Source organism: Clostridium sp. HBUAS56010 (genome assembly GCF_007115105.1).
Lineage (GTDB): Bacteria > Bacillota > Clostridia > Lachnospirales > Lachnospiraceae > Lacrimispora.
Genome location: NZ_SULJ01000003.1, coordinates 164,284 through 184,227 on the forward strand (window position 1 = coordinate 164,284; position 19,944 = coordinate 184,227).

The 19,944-nt window shown below is 43.3% G+C and carries 13 protein-coding genes and 4 tRNA genes; 1 reads left to right on the plus strand and 16 read right to left on the minus strand.

Annotation, left to right across the window (positions count from 1 at the left end; genetic code table 11):
* Positions 1–8: 8 nt before the first annotated feature.
* The 8 genes from FAY33_RS07435 to FAY33_RS07470 form a co-directional block, all read right to left on the minus strand.
* Positions 9–2,138: a hydantoinase/oxoprolinase family protein gene (locus tag FAY33_RS07435; RefSeq protein ID WP_143320317.1), complete on the minus strand. Its 2,130-nt coding sequence runs from the start codon at positions 2,136–2,138 to the stop codon at positions 9–11.
* 74 nt (positions 2,139–2,212) lie between these two features.
* On the minus strand, positions 2,213–3,556 hold the full coding sequence (locus FAY33_RS07440; RefSeq protein WP_143320319.1) for a citrate transporter: 1,344 nt from the start codon (positions 3,554–3,556) through the stop codon (positions 2,213–2,215).
* Positions 3,557–3,977: 421 nt separating this feature from the next.
* The gene (yiaK, locus tag FAY33_RS07445; RefSeq protein WP_143320564.1) at positions 3,978–5,027 is read right to left on the minus strand and encodes a 3-dehydro-L-gulonate 2-dehydrogenase; all 1,050 of its coding nucleotides are present in this window, start codon (positions 5,025–5,027) and stop codon (positions 3,978–3,980) included.
* A gap of 222 nt (positions 5,028–5,249) precedes the next feature.
* Complete coding sequence (locus FAY33_RS07450) at positions 5,250–6,737, minus strand: aldehyde dehydrogenase family protein (protein ID WP_143320321.1); 1,488 nt, start codon at positions 6,735–6,737, stop codon at positions 5,250–5,252.
* Positions 6,738–7,296: 559 nt separating this feature from the next.
* Positions 7,297–9,261 (minus strand): AraC family transcriptional regulator, encoded by a 1,965-nt coding sequence (locus FAY33_RS07455; RefSeq protein WP_143320323.1) that lies wholly within the window; start codon positions 9,259–9,261, stop codon positions 7,297–7,299.
* A gap of 211 nt (positions 9,262–9,472) precedes the next feature.
* A complete protein-coding gene (locus FAY33_RS07460) occupies positions 9,473–9,847 on the minus strand; it encodes an ACT domain-containing protein (protein ID WP_143320325.1) in 375 nt (124 codons plus the stop codon).
* 97 nt (positions 9,848–9,944) lie between these two features.
* Positions 9,945–10,015, minus strand: a tRNA-Gly gene (locus tag FAY33_RS07465).
* Between the two features lie 40 nt (positions 10,016–10,055).
* Positions 10,056–10,128, minus strand: a tRNA-Phe gene (locus tag FAY33_RS07470).
* Positions 10,129–10,321: 193 nt separating this feature from the next.
* On the opposite strand from FAY33_RS07470, the gene FAY33_RS07475 reads away from it, so the two are divergent.
* On the plus strand, positions 10,322–10,714 hold the full coding sequence (locus tag FAY33_RS07475) for a desulfoferrodoxin family protein (protein ID WP_143320327.1): 393 nt from the start codon (positions 10,322–10,324) through the stop codon (positions 10,712–10,714).
* A 61-nt stretch (positions 10,715–10,775) separates the two neighbouring features.
* On the opposite strand, the gene FAY33_RS07480 is transcribed toward FAY33_RS07475, so the two are convergent.
* The 8 genes from FAY33_RS07480 to tilS all read right to left on the minus strand — a co-directional run bounded on the left by FAY33_RS07480 (position 10,776) and on the right by tilS (position 19,884).
* Positions 10,776–11,207 (minus strand): hypothetical protein, encoded by a 432-nt coding sequence (locus FAY33_RS07480; RefSeq protein ID WP_143320329.1) that lies wholly within the window; start codon positions 11,205–11,207, stop codon positions 10,776–10,778.
* A gap of 42 nt (positions 11,208–11,249) precedes the next feature.
* A complete protein-coding gene (locus tag FAY33_RS07485) occupies positions 11,250–13,217 on the minus strand; it encodes a methyl-accepting chemotaxis protein (RefSeq protein WP_143320331.1) in 1,968 nt (655 codons plus the stop codon).
* Between the two features lie 240 nt (positions 13,218–13,457).
* Positions 13,458–13,543, minus strand: a tRNA-Leu gene (locus tag FAY33_RS07490).
* A gap of 40 nt (positions 13,544–13,583) precedes the next feature.
* Positions 13,584–13,665: transfer RNA gene (locus tag FAY33_RS07495), tRNA-Tyr, on the minus strand.
* A 78-nt stretch (positions 13,666–13,743) separates the two neighbouring features.
* Complete coding sequence (locus FAY33_RS07500) at positions 13,744–15,786, minus strand: glycoside hydrolase family 13 protein (RefSeq protein ID WP_143320333.1); 2,043 nt, start codon at positions 15,784–15,786, stop codon at positions 13,744–13,746.
* 344 nt (positions 15,787–16,130) lie between these two features.
* On the minus strand, positions 16,131–17,978 hold the full coding sequence (ftsH, locus tag FAY33_RS07505) for an ATP-dependent zinc metalloprotease FtsH (protein WP_347562666.1): 1,848 nt from the start codon (positions 17,976–17,978) through the stop codon (positions 16,131–16,133).
* A 9-nt stretch (positions 17,979–17,987) separates the two neighbouring features.
* Positions 17,988–18,515, minus strand: a complete 528-nt coding sequence (gene hpt, locus FAY33_RS07510) for a hypoxanthine phosphoribosyltransferase (protein ID WP_143320335.1) — start codon at positions 18,513–18,515, stop codon at positions 17,988–17,990.
* Positions 18,508–19,884, minus strand: a complete 1,377-nt coding sequence (gene tilS, locus FAY33_RS07515; RefSeq protein WP_143320337.1) for a tRNA lysidine(34) synthetase TilS — start codon at positions 19,882–19,884, stop codon at positions 18,508–18,510. Before tilS ends, hpt begins: the two co-directional genes overlap by 8 nt.
* Positions 19,885–19,944 lie beyond the last annotated feature (60 nt).

Consider the following 19,944-nt stretch of genomic DNA (forward strand, 5'->3'; position numbering starts at 1 on the left):
CAGACAGGTTAGCTCTGTTTTCTGTTGGCAGCTACCACTAACACTTCTTCGTCGGCATCCAGTGCTGATACTTCCAGATCCACCAACAATTCAAGCTGTTCAAAATCTACTGCTGAAAAATCCATAACGCGGGCGCCCATACACAGATAATAGTCTGGTCTGATTATTAAATCTGTCTGGTACACAGCCATATCTTCCCAAAGCTTTTTCAGTGCATCATTGCAGCCTTCTGCTGTGGTTTTCAGGCACATGCCTCTTCCCCGCTGAACTTTAATAAATCCCTTTTTGTCAATAATGCGGACCGCTCCTGCCGTATTCTGATCAGGCTGATCCCCATATATATAGAAATAACTGGAACTTTCCAGAAGTTTTGCATCTTCATCTTTGATTCTCATATCCTCTGCTGCCAGATGGCGGGCTTCGGATTCATCACATTCTTTCAAAAGATCTGCTGTCTTTACTTCCGTTGATCCGGTTGCAATGGCAGTTACTTTTGAGGTCTGGGGATCAATCTCAATATGAATCTCCACGGATTCTGCAGTTGCACCTGATTCAATCGCTTTATTCAGAGCCTCATTTTTAATGGCTTTAATATCTTCTTTGGAAGGAGAAGGAATAATACGCTCTACCACATCACGAACCATGGAAAGGGCAACACCGATGGAGGAAATAACTTCTGCATTCTCTGGAATGGAATACTTAACTCCCATCTTTTCGCTGAAATAGATAATCAGGGAAGCAGCTCCCCCGCCAACGCCTACCAGGGATATCTGATCTTTCTCCAGTCTGTATTTCTCTGCCAATTCTAAGATCACCGGTTCAATCTTTAAATAAGCCTTTTCCATAATCTGCTTTGCAATATCTTCCGGAGTGGTATTGCAATAATCCGCAAGTGCCTGCATTGCTTTTCTGGCTGATTCCACGTTACCATATGAGAAATGTTCTTTCTTTACAAGTCCCAGGACATTTGCCGCACAAGAGTTGGTAATGGTAACGGCTGATCCATCTTCCAGGCGGATGCGTACATAATCATCTGGATCACCTGGCTTTGGAGAGAAGAATTCTACTTTTGGTCCTTTGATCTTATCGGTATCTGTAAAGACAGAATAATCAAGACCTGCAATATGGGCAGACCGGGGACCTACATCCACAATTCCCTGTTTGTTGGCACGGACCATAGAACCTCCTGCCACACCCAGTACCCTTACATCAAGGGAAGAAATATAAGTGGGATGACCGCCAACAATGGAATAGTCAATAGCCGGACGGCCATTTTTAATAACACCGATATTGGTGGTGGTTCCTCCAACTTCAAAATAAACACCATTGGAAGCTCTAAGATACATCAGGGATCCCATAACAGAAGCCGCCGGACCGGAAAGCATGGTGAGAACCGGACGTTTCTTCATCTCTGTAATCTCCATAACACCGCCGTCCCCTCTCATGATCATAAGAGGAACAAATACTCCTGCTTCTCTTACAGAATCTTCTGTAGAGGTTGCAGTATCAAGCATCTTAGGCAGAATGGAAGCATTAATGGCTGCTGTTCTGGTTCTCCTTGTCAGGCCATAAAGTTTTGTAATATCCGATGCCATCGTAGTGGGAATTCCCTTTTCACTGGCAACTTCATAAACTTCCTGCTCCGGACCGCCGTCATCTACCCCAAACGCCATGGAGGAAACAAAAACCTGTGCTCCTGCCTGCTTCATGGTATCAATGGTACTCTCAACCAGAGAGCGGTTCATCTTTTTCACATTAATAAACTCGTTAACAATATTTATCTTCTTCTGGTTTCCCAGATCAATATCCGCAATCTTTGTCTGTCTCTTTGCCAGAAAGCCTTCAAATCCGCCCTTTGCCATACCGATGACGCCTACCGTAGCTACATCCCCTTCAATCAGGGCATTGGTCGCCTGAGTGGTGGAATGGGCAACGAATACAACATCATCCGGGCTGATATTATTTTCTTTTAAACAGTTTTCAAATGATGCAACAACTCCTGCTGCTACACCTCTGGGATCATCATGTGTTGTCTTCACCGAAGATTTCCCAATGATTTCGTGGGTGGCGTTGTCGATTGCAACTGCTTTTGTATGGGTGCCTCCCACATCGATGCCCATTCTTACTGATCTTTTCATATTAAGAATTCTCCTCTCTTGCTTTGATCCCTTTTAGAAAAGAAACTGGCGGATGCCCACCAGTTTCTGACTATTTACATTAATCCGCCGTAGAGAACAAATACTGCGATACAGCAGATGATACCGATAATCCAGCCAGTCGGTATGGACATCTTCATATAATCCTTTGTAGAAACTTTGGTATATCCAAATCCCCATGCAACCCAGGACTGGGTAATATCCAAATGCTGAGGTGCAATGGTTGTAATGGCGAACAGAGGGAATAAAAATGCAATTGGCGCATTGGGAATTGCTGCGACCACAACTGCCAGGATTGCTGTTCCAGAACCAACCAGGTTTAACGGTCCGCGGAAGAATCCGAGTGGTGTAAGGACTGCAAAGGTAATTGCCAGTAAAATGGCAGTCTTAGGAATGAATCCACCAAGGATTGCGGTAAAGTAAGGTGCTGCATAAGTTGCTGCATTGTTAAACATTGCCAGTGTAAGCAAAAATCCAACCATTGGAGCTACATCAATGGAACCATCTGTAAAGAGTTTTGCGAAAAGACGGCAGATCTCTGAATAGGTTCCTTTCATCTTACCAGTTGTAATTAAAGCATAAATACCGGATAAACAGAATCCGAGAATGATGGGAATCTTAAATACTACAACGCCGATTACAGGGAGAATAACGGAAATCCAGGAAATTGCCGGAGCATTGTCACTGGTATTGGAAGCCGTTGCTGCCCATGCGTGAGACGTTTTCTTATTCATGGAAAGATTGGCTACTGTAAGTACTACAACCAGGGCAACAACCATGCAGATAATACCAATTTTAAAATAATCATTATAGGTATAAGCTTCTGCTGCCGGATTAAAACCTGCATAAATGGTCTGATACTGTTTGAAGTTTACAATATTGCCGAAAATTCCTGCCATGATGGAACCCATGAAGCTGAACATGGCAATTGGTGCCGGGATTCCAAGTGAGAGAAGAATCGGAAGTACAATGACCGCAATTGAGATTACCGGTCCGATTCCTGTCATGGACATGAAGATAACGGCTGTAACCACGCATAACAGTCCCATGGTAATTCTTGGCTTATCACCGCCCAGCTCTACTACCTTACGGATCAAGGTTGCTGCGATTCCGGTATCAACCAGAACTCTTCCAAAGAATGCGCCGAAGAATACATTAACCAGAATTGATTTTGCGTAGCCTGCCGGACCTTCTGCATATACATAGGTCAGGACATCAATTATGGACTTGCCCTCCATGTTGGCATTTGGTGAAAATGAATTTCCCACCAGAGCGAGTACGGTCCAGAATGTAGCCATGATCGCAAAACCCACCATAAGATTCAGACCTTTTACACAGTACCAAACCATGCCAAGGAATGACAAAATCATAATAATACCGATGATTACATTGATGTTCATACGAACCCTCCTTAAATAAAGTGTTTAAATAGTAACCCGCAGAAGATATGGGGTATCTTCCGCCTCCCCTGCAGAGAGCTGATGCTCGCTGCTGATACTAATATATTAGTACTAAAATATCAGTCTGTATATGGGGATAATCCCAGTTTTTGCCCCTTATTTTTGTCGATTATTAACAAAATATAAGAGTTATATAAAACTAATTAATGTATTATTAACACTGGGCTAACAAGAAATGATTCCTTATTTCCTTATTGATATATCAGTTTACATGATATGCTTCTTATTTATTTTACCCATATTCCAGGGTTCTACTATTTCTTTTTTATTTTTTCTCAAAATAGAAAAGCCTGTCCTACGAATTGAGACAGGCAGTATGATTCCAGTTGTATTTTAAATGTCTGATGCAGCAATGAAACAATTATCTTCCAGACAGATCCTTAAAATCCTGTCTTCCTTCTGAAAGAGCTACCACCTGCTCCCATATAGATTCATTTACGGAAACGCCCTCTTTTAAACTCTGCTCTCTGGCTTCAGCCGTCCGTTCTCCAGGACAGGTTACTCTTCCTCCCTCTTTTTCAGGGTGGCTTGCATCCGCCGCTTCTACTCTCCGGTTCAGCATATCCTGGATCTCTTCTTTCGTTCCAAACAGATAAGGATCATAAGCAATAAAGATCTGACAACAGCCAGTGCAGCTTCCCTGACCAGCTTCATCGAGATCACTTCCGCTGTTGCCGTTTGCCATAAGCGCCGCTGCCAGATCCAGGGCAATCGCCATTCCGCTTCCTTTCCAGTATCCGGCTGGCAGAATGCGCATGGTTTCCTCAATCGCTCCCGGATCATCGGTTAGATTCCCCTCCTGATCAAAGCCACCTGGGTAAGGTAGTTTCTTACCTGCCAGACGGTAAACTCCCAGTTTACCATAAGCATACTGGCTCATTGCCATGTCAAGCACAACCGGTCCGTCTTCTCTTGGAATGGCAATGCAGAAAGGATTGTTTCCCACACCAGGTTCATCGCTTCCCCAAAGGGGCATACAGCTTTCTGTATTAATCCAGCTCATTCCCATAAATCCTGCCTCTGCCATACGCCAGGCATAAGTTCCCCCTCTCATCCAGTGAGTGGTATTCTTAAGGGAAACACAACCGATTCCATGTTCCTTCGCCAGTTCCATGGCACGGTCTGCGCAAAAAATTGCATTGGTAATCCCAATTCCCAGATTACCGTCATAATTTTCAACAGCCCCCTTCGCTTTTACCAGTTCCGGCTTCCCCTCAGGGTTAATCCAGCCCTTGTTCACATATTCCAGAAAACGGGGAACACGGTTCAGTCCATGGCTTTCCACCCCATCTGCATTGGATTGAGTATGAACCGTGGCACACACCTCTGCCTGTTCCTCGGAAAGACCATTCTTTAAAAGTGCTTTTTTTACCGTTTCCTTTACGGTGTCATATGGGATTCTCAAACTCATCATCTCTCCTTTTCAAGTCCTTATTAAATGCCAAAGAATTCCAGACGCAGCGCATCTGGTTTTAACATACCATATCCAACTATCATAATCAACTATGTATTATCTATATACCCTTATATCTTTATACACTTTTCACAACATTCGCCTTATAAGGAAGTTTAAGAAACTTCTCTGTCAAACAAAAAGGCCCCGGAAGCATAAAGCCGCCGGGGACCAGACTCATTATTTTTTCGGATAAAATCCGGAAGGAGTATCATTTAAATTGATTAAAATATTTTTCACCTGGCTGTAGTGCTCCAGCATAACTTTATGGGTCTCTCTGCCGATTCCAGAAGTCTTATATCCTCCAAACGGCGCACCCTCCGGAATGCTGTTATAAGTATTCACCCACATACGTCCGGTTTCTACAGCTCTTGCAACCCTGATGGCACGGTTAATATCTCTGGTCCAAACTGCTCCGCCAAGTCCAAACTCACTGTCGTTTGCCATTTTAATCACTTCATCTTCTGTCTTAAACTTAATGATACTTGCAACCGGTCCAAAGATCTCTTCCTGAGCCACTCTCATGTCATTGGTCACATTGCCAAGCAAGGTGGGTTTCATAAATGCGCCTTTTTCCAGTCCGCCTTCTGTCACCTTTTCTCCACCGCATAAAACGGTTGCACCCTCAGATTTTGCTATGTCCACATAGCTTAAAATCTTCCTTAACTGACCATTGCTGATCTGGCTTCCCATCTGTGTATCATCTTCCCAGGGAAGACCTACCTTTACCTGATTAAACCGCTTTACTGCCTCTTCCACAAACTTGTCATAAATACTTTCCTGGACAAAAACTCTGGAACCGGCACAGCATACCTGCCCCTGATTAAACAGGATTCCAAGCTGAACGCCGTCCATAGCCATCTCCCAGTCACAGTCTTCAAAGAAGATATTCGCAGACTTTCCGCCTAATTCCAGAGTTGCAGGAATCAGTTTTTCTGCGGCTGCCATCGCTACGTTTTTACCAATCTCCGTGGAACCGGTAAATGCGAGCTTGCGGAATCCGTCATGCTCCAGCATATACTGACCAGACTTGGAACCAGCTCCGGTAATGACATTGAACACCCCTGCCGGAATTACATCCTGAACCAGTCTGGCAAGTTCCAGAACGCTTAAAGGAGTGGAGCTGGAAGTCTTAAATACGGTACAGCATCCGCTTGCAAGAACAGGTGCCAGTTTCCAGGATGCCATTAAGATCGGGAAGTTCCATGGCACAATCTGACCGACAACACCAATTGGTTCTCTTAAAATAAGGCTTAAGGAGTTTCCTTCCAGTAAATTCGCACTGCCCTCATCTGCAAGAATACAACCGGCAAAATACCGGAAATGCTGGGCAGCCAAAGGAACGTCAATGGTTCTGGTCTCACGGATCGGCTTTCCATTATCAAGAGATTCTACCATTGCCAGATGTTCTCTGTTATCATCAATGATATCAGCAATCTTATTCAGAATTGCAGCTCTGTCTTTTACGGCTACATGTTTCCATGTTTCAAATGCCTTCCAGGCTTCCTTCACGGCTTCATCCACGTCTTCCCTGGTTGCCTCTGCACATTCTGCAAGAAGTGCGCCGTCAGAAGGAGATGTGGTTGGAAATGTTTTTCCATCGGAAGCATCCTTCCACTTTCCTCCTATAAATAAACCATATTTCTTTTGAAGTTCTATGTTCACCATATTGTGTTCTCCTTTTTTAATAGAATTTATATGTGCATTCAATCCATCGGGATTGGTTTGTGTCTATACTCTTGATTATATGCGGGAGATCGAATCTGTCAATTTAAATATTTTTTTCACATTATATTGACAATTATTTATCCCATTCTGTCTGTTTCTTCACAACCATAGGATTCATATCTAAAATTTCTTCCTCATTTTTTCAGCAAAAAGGCAATTTCTTCCCAAAATATAGTCGAAATACCAGTTCTAAAACCCATTAATTCAGTATACTAATCGGTTATCATTTTTCCTTGTCAAACCTTTGACAAAAAAATCTTATAAGCAAAGATAAAAGGAAATATCTTGAGATTTTTCCGTTATAGTTTTCACAAACTTTCCTTTTTTCAACTCTGATCACCTGGTATTTTCCTGTCTCCTGGTTTCTTTCCTGGTTTGCCTCAAAATCTTTTCTCTTATTTCGCTTAATTTATCAATTACAGCTTAAGTTGTGAAATTATTAGCATGCCATTTTCATATGACCTGACAGCAATGGCAACATGGTGTTTTCTCTTCTTCGCTACTTGTCTGCTTCCAGAAGATTGTCCGTAATCAGATCCACCAGTGCACTGGAAGACATAATATCGGTGTACCATGTGATGGATGTATCCAGACTTCCAAGCCGTCCTTTTTGAATGGCAGGAATGGACTTCCAGACAGGACTTGACTGTAAGGAATTGCTGACTTCTCCCAGAGATATCATATAATCTCCGCAGAAAGGTTCCAGCACTTCCAGGGAAATATTCCCCCAATACTGGTCTTTGTCAATGATTTCAGTCTGAATCTTTTGAGGAACCTTTAATCCCATCTCATGATAAGCTACAACACCTGCAGCATGTTTTGCTCCCGCTATATAATTTCCTTCATCAGAGAACTGTCCGATGGTAACCGTTGCTTCTGATAGCCCAGCATCTTTAATTGATTCTTTTGCTTTTGATAGTTTATCGTTATAATTATTTAAAACCGTCTCTGCCTCTTCCTGCTTATTTAATACATCTCCAATGAACCTTACCCTGTCGTGGGTAGTCATCTCTCCGTAAGGAACGTAGATGGTCGGTGCAACCTTTGACAGGTCTTCATAGGAATTCTTTGAAAATGACAGGATAATCAGATCCGGTTCCAGTGCCATAATTTCTTCGGCTTCCATATCCCAGCTATTGATGTTGAGAGATTCTGTGATTTTATCTGCAAATGCAGTCCTCGAACCTCCCTCTTCTGCTTTCGCCACTGCCAGAGGTGTTACCCCAAGAGCAACGACGTCGCCAATTACATAATCTACAACTACCCGTTTCGGGTTAGCAGGCACTTCTACGTCTCCCATGACAGTCTGAATCGTTCTGGTTCCTTCTTCCAACGGCTGTTCTCCTTTTGTTTCTTCTGTCTGATTGGCAACCGCCGTTGTTGGTGAACCAGTGGTGCTTCCAGTATTAACCGGCGCCCCACTGCAGGCAGTCATCATTAACATCAGAGAGGAAGCGGCTGCAATCACCGCTTTGCTTCTTATTTTCTTAAACATTTCGATTGCTCCTTTTTCTTTGAGTTGGTCAAGACTAACCAGACCACCTTCATTATAAGAAAAAGAAGACTTCTTTTGAAGCACTCCATCTCTCATACCGGTATACAAATTCTCTCTATATGCACTGGGGGACATCCCTGTTTTTTTCTTAACCAGACGGTATAATCCCTGTTCATCCAGCAAACCGCAGCGTATTCCGATTTCCCGAAGAGAGGCGCTGGTCGTCTCAAGAAGAATCAGCGCAGCGTCAAGCCTTCTCTGAATCAGATATTCCTGGGGACTGCTTCCTGTCTTCTGCTTAAAGCTCCTGTGAAAATGGCTATAGCTGATTCCAAGCATCTGGCAAAGTTCCTGTATGGAAATGTCTTCCCCGTAATGTTCCTCCAGATACCGGACTGCCACTAAAATAGTATCCGGTTTCAAAACCTGAACATTCCCCTTCTCAAGTTCGCTGTATACTTCACTGACAAATTGATAAAATACCCCTTTTCCATAAAATAAATCCAGGGCAGTCATACCATTAAAACGTTCATAAAGACGTTTTAACTGATCTGCAAAAAAAAGCGGATTGGAAGGAGAGAATCCATACTGCTGTTGAAAAGGGTTTCTCTTTTCCATCAGCCTGCAAAATTCAAGTCTGTTAAATACGGGTTCTCTGGCTTTATAAAAAACCAGATAATATTCCAGCCAGTGACTTAAGGGATAAATGGACAGGCTGGCACCTTTCCCTCCATGAAACAGACCAAACCGTTCAGAATGAAAACGGGTATCGCCAAGAGATACGGCTGCCATGCCAGAGGTAAAGACAAATGCACTGGCTGGCAGAAAATAACTTCTGACTGCCTCTTCCTGGGTGATTAAATTGTGCCGAATATCCAAAAGTGAAATCACTGCCAGATTCCAGATCTGAAGTGAAGCCTGGATCTCCTTTTGTGTAACATGCAATTGTGCCTGATCCTGTCTGTCCATGGGAATACCTCTTATAAACGGGGGAGTTAGTTTTAGCTAACCAAAGTATAACATAGGATCTTATGGCTGTACAGTCTGGTTTGCTTTCCTGGGGTAGTTTTTACTGGAAATTGAGAAAAAAAGAAGTATCTTCTTTATATTAAAATACTTCCTGACGGAAACCCTATGCCTTTGCATTTAGATATAGGAATCCAATTTCTGCGTTTTTTATTTATAGCCCACCCTCTATTTGATAACCAGCTTGTTCTAAAACCTCTAATGCCTTGCTATAATTTTCGCTTTTGGTTAAAATATAATCCGTGTTATAAGTGGAAATGGCAAAAATGCTAATCTTGTTATCGGCCAATATGGTAGCAATGTTTGCCAATATTCCGATAAGAGAAAAGTCCAAAATGCCTTGAATTTTCAGCGCCTTCCAACCATCGTCTCTTTCAATGGTGTTTACTGGAACATGTTCTGTCATGCATACTAACGATAGTTCTTCGTCTGTTTTTCCGATGAAATAGAATTCATCTTTTACATCAACCTCCACTAAATTTTTTATTTTACATACTGAAAACGGATGTTTAATCGTTCTGATTTTCATATACTGGACTCCTTTTTTCAACGCTTACTGCCCTTTCATTATAATATAAAAGCAGGTTAAAAACGACATAATACCGTTTTCAACCTGCTTTTTTCAAAGCGGGTGATGGGAATCGAACCCACGTATCTAGCTTGGAAGGCTAGTGTTCTACCATTGAACTACACCCGCAAAGGAATTTCAAAATGTAACAAAGTGTGCAAAAGCACAATGCCCAAAGCTGGAATCGAACCAGCGACACGAGGATTTTCAGTCCTCTGCTCTACCAACTGAGCTATCTGGGCTAGCCTCTTGGAACATGAGTAATTTTACAAGATTTCCCGCCTTTTGTCAAGAGAAGTTTTCTAAATATTATAAAAAATCCGAAAAAACAGAATTATATTTTCCATGCTTTCTGTCCTCTGGTAAAAGTTGGTGTTATGTTTTCCTCACTCTCAGGGAATTCTGATAAATAAGATCAATAAATTGGAGGCACTTATGAACAAGGAACCGGTATTTTTAACAGATCAGAATCGAAACATCATTTTAGAAGCAATTCTAGGAACACCAAACGCAGCCATTCCAGATAGCTTAAAACCATTTATCATTCTGGAGCCTAACACCTCAGACGGCGCATCAGAAAAACATGCACCAGTTATTGAAACCAGTGGAAACCATGTAACAGTAAAAGTGGGCAGTACCTTTCATCCTATGTCTGAAGAACACAGCATTACCTGGATCTGTCTTTTTACAACCGCAGGGTGTCTGATGCGGGTGCATCTCCAGCCTGACTGCGAGCCTGCTGCCTATTTCACATTAGAAGAAGGTGATAGCCCGAAAGCAGCTTATGCCTACTGCAATCTTCATGGGTTTTGGAAAACGGAGGCATAAAAAAGAAGCTTATACAGAAAAGGAATTCTTCCAATCACTGTATAGGCTTCTTTTTTGCTGATTACAACACCTTCTTCAACCGCTCAATATGATTCTCTTCAATTTTTAAAAGCTTCTTCATCAGGTCCACAATATCCTTTTGTGCCTCTCCTTCATACTGCCCAATGCGCTTGATACAATCAATCACTCCCATGGTTCCGCCTCGAATCAACATTTCCGCCATATGGGAAGCAGACTTATCCACAAACGTTTTCATATCAATGGTCAGATATGCCATGACTTTTTCCATGGCTCCTATTTCTTTTTCCTTTAATCCATGTTGATTCAGCAGTTCCTTTGCCTCTTCATGAATCTGTGTATATTCTTCTAATTCTTCTTTCAGATGATTGGCAAAGCTTTCGTTATCGGTCATGGGAAGAAGCTGATTGACCGTCTCCACTCCCATCTGGGAATTCTGATAGATAAAATTTAACAATTCTGCATCTGCGTTCATGATTCCACCTCATATCTTTTTTCTTTTAGTATGGGATAAAAATCAGTTTTCTATGAAAATACCTTCCTGCTCCTGCAAAAGCTGGAATTTTTCCACTTCTTTTTGAAGCATTTCAGCCTGGCTTTTCAGTTCTTCTCCCGCAGAGGAATTTTCTTCTGCCATTGATACGTTGGATTGAATGACCGCGGATACTTTTGACAAGCCCTGATTGATCTGCTCCATGGACCGAACCTGATCCAGAGAGGAAGCCTCCACCTCTTTTATCGTCTGCTCCACCTGACCGGACTGCAAGGCGATCTGGCGGAATACTTCTCCGGTTTCTTCTGTCAGCCGCTTCCCCTCAGTGACGGATCGAACGGATTGCTCAATCAGTTCAGAGGTCTGCTGTGCAGCTTTTGCTGATCTTTCAGCCAGATTCCTGACTTCGCCGGCAACCACCGTAAATCCTTTTCCTGCAGTTCCTGCCCGGGCAGCCTCCACCGCAGCATTTAATGCAAGAATATTGGTCTGAAACGCAATGTCTTCTATGAGTTTTGTAATACTGGAAATCTTACCAGATGACAGGCTGATTTCTTCTATGGCATGCTGCAGTTGTTCCATGTGCTGGTTGCCTGCCTCTACTTTCGCTCCTGATTCATGGATATGTCTGGAAGCCAGACCTACGGATTCCACGTTTTTTTCCGTCTGGCGCTGTACCTCTTTTATGACGGAGTGAAGATCTTCTACTGCCACAGACTGCTCTTCACTTCCAGAAGCAAGAAAATGAGAAGCATCTGAGACCTGGGAAGCTCCGCTATTAACTGCCTGTGCCGAATCCTGAACGCTTCGAAGGGTTTCGCTCAAACGTAGGGCAATGGATTCCATTGAGGTACGGAGACGGTCAAATTCTCCAGGGTATTCACAACTGCTTGCAACAGACAGATTTCCGTAAGAAATCTCCTTGAGATAAGATGAAATGTCTCCAATGATCTCTTTATATTTGGAAGCCATATCATTAATCCTTTGCGTGATCTCTCCAATCTCATCGTCCCTCTCAACCAAAAGCTCCATATCTAAGTCTCCCTGCGAGAACCGCTGAAGAGAAGCCACCACTTTTCCAACAGGTCCGGTGATCCGGTTCACAACCTTTAAAATAGTCAGCACTCCAAAAGCCAGAGAAAAGAAGCCCAGCACAACCGCACAGACTACAGAAGTCCAGATTCCCGACATGAATTCTGACTGCAGGGCTGTTACATTTACAGACCAGCCATTGGTTTCTTTAATGGGTGCATAAGACCCGATTTTTTTCTTGCCATCTGCATGAAAAAAGCGGAATCCACTCCTGCCTTTTATCATGTCCTCTTCCAGGTCTTTTATCTCCTTGTAGGCTGCAGGATTCTTTTTCCCGTCTTCTATGGAATTCTGCCTGCTCTGGACCAGGGAAAGATCCTCGCATGCCACCTTGGTCCCGGCACTGTCCAAAATATATGTGCTTCCAGTCTCTCCTAACCTGGCATCCTTTATAATGGTTTCAAAGACAGAATAAGGAAATTCCAGTAAAATGACAAGATCCCCATATGGGTAAGCATATTGAAAGGAAACAGAATCTTTTTGAATCACGGGGTCTGATAAAAATGGAGTTCCCTCTTTTGCCCTTTGATAGGCCATGTTTTCCTGATAGGAACTTCCGCTTACAATGGATTTGCCATCTGGTGAGATAATATCTATCTTATTCAGACCGTATTGGGAACTGGATATGGTCAGAAATATGCTGATATTTCCTCCACGTCCTGCACTTCCTTTTTCATAAAGAGCAATGGATTCTGCAATAATAGAATAATCTTTTAATTGTTGTGTGACTTTCTCAGCCACCAGTTCCGATGTCTCATTGAGACTTTTTGCCAGTGATTTGTGCGCGGTATCATAAATAAGAAATATGGAGCTTACAGACAATAGAATTATGATGCAGGTAATACTGCTTATGGTGAATAAAACCAGTTCCTTTTTTATTCCTTTTCGACGTCTGGCCATCTGTTTCAAACCTCCAACCTATGATTTGTTGGTCCCCTGTTCCTTTAGGGACCAATGTATATATCGGAAACCTTTTCCTCTTCAAATAGACAGTTTACAGACTCTTTACCTGATTTTACAGAATCATTGCATTACTTTACCTTTATTTTTCTTAACTTACATAAACTTTACAAATTGTCTTTCTTTTAATACAACAAAAAAACCTTGTACTCAATATCGAATACAAGATTTTCACATTCATGCCGGCGACCGGAATCGAACCGGTACGGGCGATTAAGCCCGCAGGATTTTAAGTCCTGTGCGTCTGCCAGTTCCGCCACGCCGGCATTCTCATATATAACTACAGTTTCCTGCTGCTATACGGAGTGGGCGGAGAAGGATTCGAACCTTCGAAATCGTCGATAACAGATTTACAGTCTGCCCCCTTTGGCCACTCGGGAACCCGCCCATGCTTTTTAAGTAAGCGTTAGTAATTCTAACACATGGTCGAAAAAAAATCAAGGGTTTTTTGTAAATTTTTTAACTTTTATGTTGTCTTTAAGACAAGAAGAACAGAGCTTGTTTCCGGCATCCATACGTTCACATGGCCATTCTGTACGGTATAGGTAACCTTCCCCACATTATAGCCCCTTTCATCAGTAAACATATGCCTGATCATCTTCTCTCCATTCCGGACTCCAAGCTGCCACACCGGAATCTCCACCTCCCGTTTTATAAGGCAATGATTGACTGCAACCGCACATACACTTCCTTCACAGAATCTGCCATAAGAGATCAGATGATCTTCTGCAAGAAGCTGTTTTAAGGAGCCTTTCCGAAGGGCTTTCATTCTCCGGTGAAAGGAAGTCATATACCGGTGAAACTCAATCAACTCAAAATCTTCTCTGCCCCACGGATACGTCCTCCGGTTGTCCGGGTCTGTAAAGCCGCACAGACCGGCTTCATCTCCGTAATAGATGGCAGGTGCTCCCGGCCAGGTCATCTGAATCATCACCGCTTCCCGGAATATTCCATAGTGAACCCCAAGAGAAGCCGCCTCCGGTCCAAGGGTTGCTGCTCTGCCCGTCTTTTGATTGGTTCTCGTAAGAAAACGAGAGTGATCATGATTGGACAATTGGTTCATCGCCGCAAACAAAGACCCGGTCATCATACGGCTCATATGCTCATTCATGGATTGAAAGAAACGTTTCCCATCTCCAAATAAATCCATGTTTTTTTCATCGCTGTGCTTCTCCATTCCAGTAAGGAACCAACTGACCGGTTCCATAAATCCATCATAGTTCATTATGGTATCCCACTGATCTCCCTGTAGCCAGTCAGACGGGTCTCCATAGTGTTCAGCAAGTATCAGCGCCTCAGGATTGGCTTCCTTTACGGCTTTGCGAAATGCCCGCCAAAACTCATGGTTATACTGGCTGGTACGCCCCAAATCTGCCGCCACATCAAGGCGCCAGCCATCTGCGCAGTAAGGCGGAGAGACCCATTTCCTGGCAACAGCAAGGATTTCTTCAAATAGGGCAGGCGATTCTTCATAATTCAGCTTAGGAAGGGTCAAATGCCCCCACCAGCCATCGTAAGTGTCATTATAAGGCCACCCTTCCTGGTCTGAGAACCGGAAATAGGACTGGTACGGACTTTCCTTTGTTAAAAAGGCTCCTGGCTCATAATCTCCGGACATGGCATAGATTCCTTCTCCATCAAGCCACTTATGAAACGAACCACAGTGATTAAACACGCCATCAAGAATTACCTTCATTCCCCGTCTGTGAATCTCTTGTATAAACCTGGAAAAAAAAGCGTCACTGGCAGCCAGATTATCCTGGTCTGTGGTGCGAATCATATATCTGGTTGCTCCTTTGTTGTCAAAAGCCCCCTCTTCCACCACTTCACCGCCGTCTTTTACAAGGACCCCGTAATGAGGGTCAATGTGATCATAATCCTGACAGTCGTATTTATGATTGGAAGGTGATACAAAGATGGGGTTTAAATAGAGTACTTCCACACCAAGAGTCTGTAAATAATCCAGCTTTTTCAACACTCCCTGTAGATCTCCTCCGTAAAAGAATCCTACATCCATCTGTTCCGGGAATTTCTCCCAGTCCGTCACCTGAGTAACCAGCTTTCCAAGATAGATATATTCCCGGTCCTTTACATCATTATCCGGATTCCCATTATAAAACCGATCTACATAAATCTGATACATCACAGCCCCCTTTGCCCATTCCGGAACAGAGAATCCGGGAATCAGGCGAAAGCGGTACTGGGGAAATGATGTTTCAGAAACACCAAGGCGGTTATAGAACACATGTTCTTCTCCGTTTTCTATATAAAATACATAATAAAGAGGCTGGAGACCTGGAATTTGTCTGTGTTCATAGTAATCAAACACTCCATCGGAACAGACCTTCTTCATGATTGTCTTACGTTTTTCTTCCTCTTCTACAAAATAAACCTGACTTCCGTCATCGGCTGCCGTACGGAACAAAAAGCACACTTCCTCTGCTTCTCCCGGCTCCGCTGGAAAACGGAAATTCTCTGTCTCATCGGCAAACAATGCGTCTATATTCATAGGATCTCCATTTCCTTCCTTCTCTTCTATCTATTACTATCTTATCCGATTGATCTCAAATATACAACCCGGCTTTTGTTTTTGAAATAGAAAAAACGGTCAGCGGGGTAGCTGACCGTTCTTCGGAGAAGGTATTTCGTTTCTTATGGGGTGTAGCAAAAACTATATAATGTATTGGGGGGGTTTACGTTTATAAATATACCATGAAGCTCAGAATAAGTGTGCACAAACATCATTTTTTTGAATCTGTTTTTTTATGCACTTTTGCATACCATGTAGATAGGTTACAAAAAAGCAAAGAATCTCAGACAAAAGTTAGATATTTTATCTGAGATTCTCCACTTCTATTTTAGGAAGTCATTAGAAATCTGTTCTGCTTCGGAAGAAGCAGGGAAAAGACTTTCGAATTCCTTTTGACCAATTTTTTCCTTTTCCATGAGCATTTTACAGCAGGCATGGAGTACATCTTCATGCTGCAAGATAATCTCCTTTGCCTTTTTGTAGCACTCATCAATAATCCGTTTTACCTCATTGTCTATGGTATTGGCTACCTGACTGCCGTAGTTCTTGGTATGAGCCAGATCCCGGCCGATGAAAACTTCATCTCCATCATTGTCATAATTAATCATGCCCACCTGATCAGACATTCCGTACTGGGTTACCATGGCACGAGCAAGAGCAGTTGCCTGCTTAATATCCTGGGAGGCTCCGGTGGTAATATCCCCGAAGATAATCTCTTCTGCTATTCTGCCGCCTAAATCAACCATAATATCCTGCAGCATCTTCCCTTTGGTATTAAACATATGATCATTCTCCGGCAAAGGCATGGTATATCCGGCAGCACTCATCCCGGTTGGAATAATTGAGATGGTATGAACCGGTCCTTCATCCGGAAGAAGATGGAATAAAATTGCGTGACCAGCTTCGTGATAAGCGGTAATCCGCTTCTCCTTTTCGGTAATAACCTTGCTCTTTTTCTCGGCTCCGATGCCGACCTTAACAAATGACTTATCAATATCAGCCTGGGTAATAAACTTTTTGCTGTGTCTGGCTGCATAAATAGCGGCTTCATTGAGAAGATTCTCTAAGTCCGCCCCGGTAAATCCGGAGGTGGTCTGGGCAACTCTTCTTAAATCCACGTCTTCTGCCAAGGGCTTTTCTTTGGAATGAACTTTTAAGATTTCTTCTCTTCCCTTTACATCAGGTCTGCCTACACCGACCTTTCTGTCAAACCTTCCGGGACGCAGAATGGCAGGATCTAAAATATCCACACGGTTAGTGGCTGCCATAACAATAATTCCTTCATTGATCCCAAACCCATCCATCTCCACCAGAAGCTGGTTTAAGGTCTGTTCACGTTCGTCATGTCCTCCACCCATCCCCGTTCCTCTGCGGCGGGCAACTGCATCAATCTCATCAATAAATATAATACAGGGCGCGTGCTTCTTGCCCTCTTCAAACAAATCTCTGACACGGGATGCACCCACACCGACAAACATCTCCACAAAATCCGATCCCGATATGGAGAAGAATGGAACACCAGCCTCTCCTGCAACGGCTTTGCCAAGGAGCGTCTTACCGGTTCCCGGAGGTCCTACAAGCAGGATTCCTTTGGGGATTCTGGCACCAACTCCCGTATACTTCTGAGGATTTTTCAAAAAGTCAACGACTTCTTCCAGTTCCTCCTTCTCTTCTTCCAGTCCTGCTACCTTGCTGAAATTAATCTTATTGGCATCCTTTGCCAGAAGCGCCCGGCTTCTTCCAAAATTCATCATCTTGGAATTGGCACTGCCTGCTCCTGCTCTGGCATTCATTACCATGAACAAAAATACTACGGCAACGGCGGTAAGTATCAGCGGAAGAGTGATGGTTAAAAACAGATTCTCTTTCTGTACCGCATCCACCGTATAGGTAATTCCGCTGCGGTCCAGACGGTCCTGAATCCCGATCACATCGGATACATTCGCCTGCTTTGATGTGCCGTCAGTCATGGACATCTCAATCTTGCCTGTTGGGGGCGGATCATTCTGTCTGATGTTCGCAGATGCTATATTCCCGTTGTCAATAGCCAGCATCAATTCCTGGTTGGTGATGATCTGACTCTTTTGGGGAAGCCTGCTGGCAAATAAAAGCATGATAACCAGAAGGAGCAGAAATCCCAAGCCTTTAAATGGTTGCTGTTGTTTCAACATGCTGCCTCCTTATTGCTGTTCTATAACTCCTATATATGGCAAATTCCTGTATATCTGATCGTAATCAAGACCATATCCCACGATAAACTCATCCGGGACTGTGAAACAGGTATACTTCACCTGTACCTGCTTTTTCACCCTGCGTTCCGGTTTATCAAGCAGAGTACACAGTTCGATGCTGTTTGGATTTCTTTGCTTTAATACCTCTATTAAATACGATAAGGTATTACCGGAATCAATGATATCTTCAACGATCAGGACATCCTTTCCCTCAATGGGATCATCAAGATCCTTTGTGATCTTTACGATACCGCTTGATACGGTGCCGGACCCGTAACTGGATACGGACATGAAATCCATGGTAAGCGGCAGGCTGATTCGTTTTGCAACTTCACAGGTAAAGAAAACTCCTCCTTTTAAAATACAAATCAAATGAAGCTTCTTTCCTTCATAATCCTTGCTTACCTGATCTGCGATTTCCTTAATTCTTTCTGCCACTTTTTCTTCTGATAATAATACACGTATCTTATCATCCATTGTATTTTCCTCCGTCTAGCTGCATTTGTATTACTGTATGGGTATCATCTGTTATCTTATAGTATTCACTGATCCGGTATCCGATGACCCACAGGACATGGGAACCCTCCGCAATAAGCGGGATCCTTCCCCGGTCTTCTCTGGGTATCTTTTCATCAATCATAAATGCTTTGACGGTCTTTCTGCCGCCTCCGGCCAGTGTCATGTAATCTCCGGTTTTCCGATACCTCACAGAGAGCGCACATTTGATTTTATCATAATCAAACCATTTCGTATACCCGTTTTGGGGAATTTCCTGACCTTTTTTATAGGGAAAGACTTGAAAATCAACCTGGGGAAGCAACATATCCCTGGAATAATCCACAGATTCATTTCTATATTTGTTCTTTATCCACAAACGATCCGTAATTCTTACTGCTAAAAGTCCTCCGGGAAGATCAATCTGCCTGCCTGCTAACGAAGAAGCAAGTGACTTGATGTTTTCCACATGAGTCATGGTAATATCTTTCATGGAGGAATGAACCTGATGAATCATTTGGCGGATTATATAAGTGATGATAATGTCTTCCTGAGAAAGAAGCTGTTCTGTGCAAAGCGCACAGGCTGTAACCTGGTTTTTCTCATCAAACTCCCAGGAACCATGCTGCTCCAAATACCTGCATGCCTGCTTTTCTAAATATGTGTCTGCTTTTGCCGCCAGTTCTCCGGCATGAACAATGTTCTCTGCAGCACGGGTATTGATCTGTTCCCGGATCTGAGGCAGCAGGGAAATCCGGAGTCGGTTCCTTGCATAATCCGTATGGGAATTTGTAGAGTCCTCACAATAAGATATCCCTTTTCCCTCCAGATATGCAACAATTTCCTTCTTGCCCGTAATCAGCAACGGCCGGACAATACGCTCTCTTACCGGGCGCATTCCTCCAAGCCCTTTTAATCCAGTTCCCCGGAAAAGATGGTAAAGAATGGTTTCTGCCTGGTCATCCGCATGATGGGCAACTGCGATTTTGTCTCCATGAAAGGCAATCCGCTGTTTTTCAAAGATTTCATACCGCAAATGTCTTCCAGCTTCTTCTACTGACATCTTATGCTCTCTTGCATATTCTGCTGCATCCACTGAAACACATTCGAACGGAACAGAAAGAGACCTGGAAAGTTCTCTGGCATAATTACTGTCCCTGTCTGCCTCCAGACCTCTTAACCCGTGATGGACATGGACCGCTTTTAAGGTCAGTCCAAGCACATCCTTTAATTCATTTAAAATTACAAGAAGACAGACCGAATCGGCTCCTCCGGAAAGCGCAACAATAATGCGGTCTCCCGGAGTAAACAGCCGGTTCCGTCTGATAAAATCCAATATCGTTTTGTACATTCAGCCACCTTCCTTAGTTGATTTTCTCCCCTCTTTATTATAAATATACCCGTAAAACAT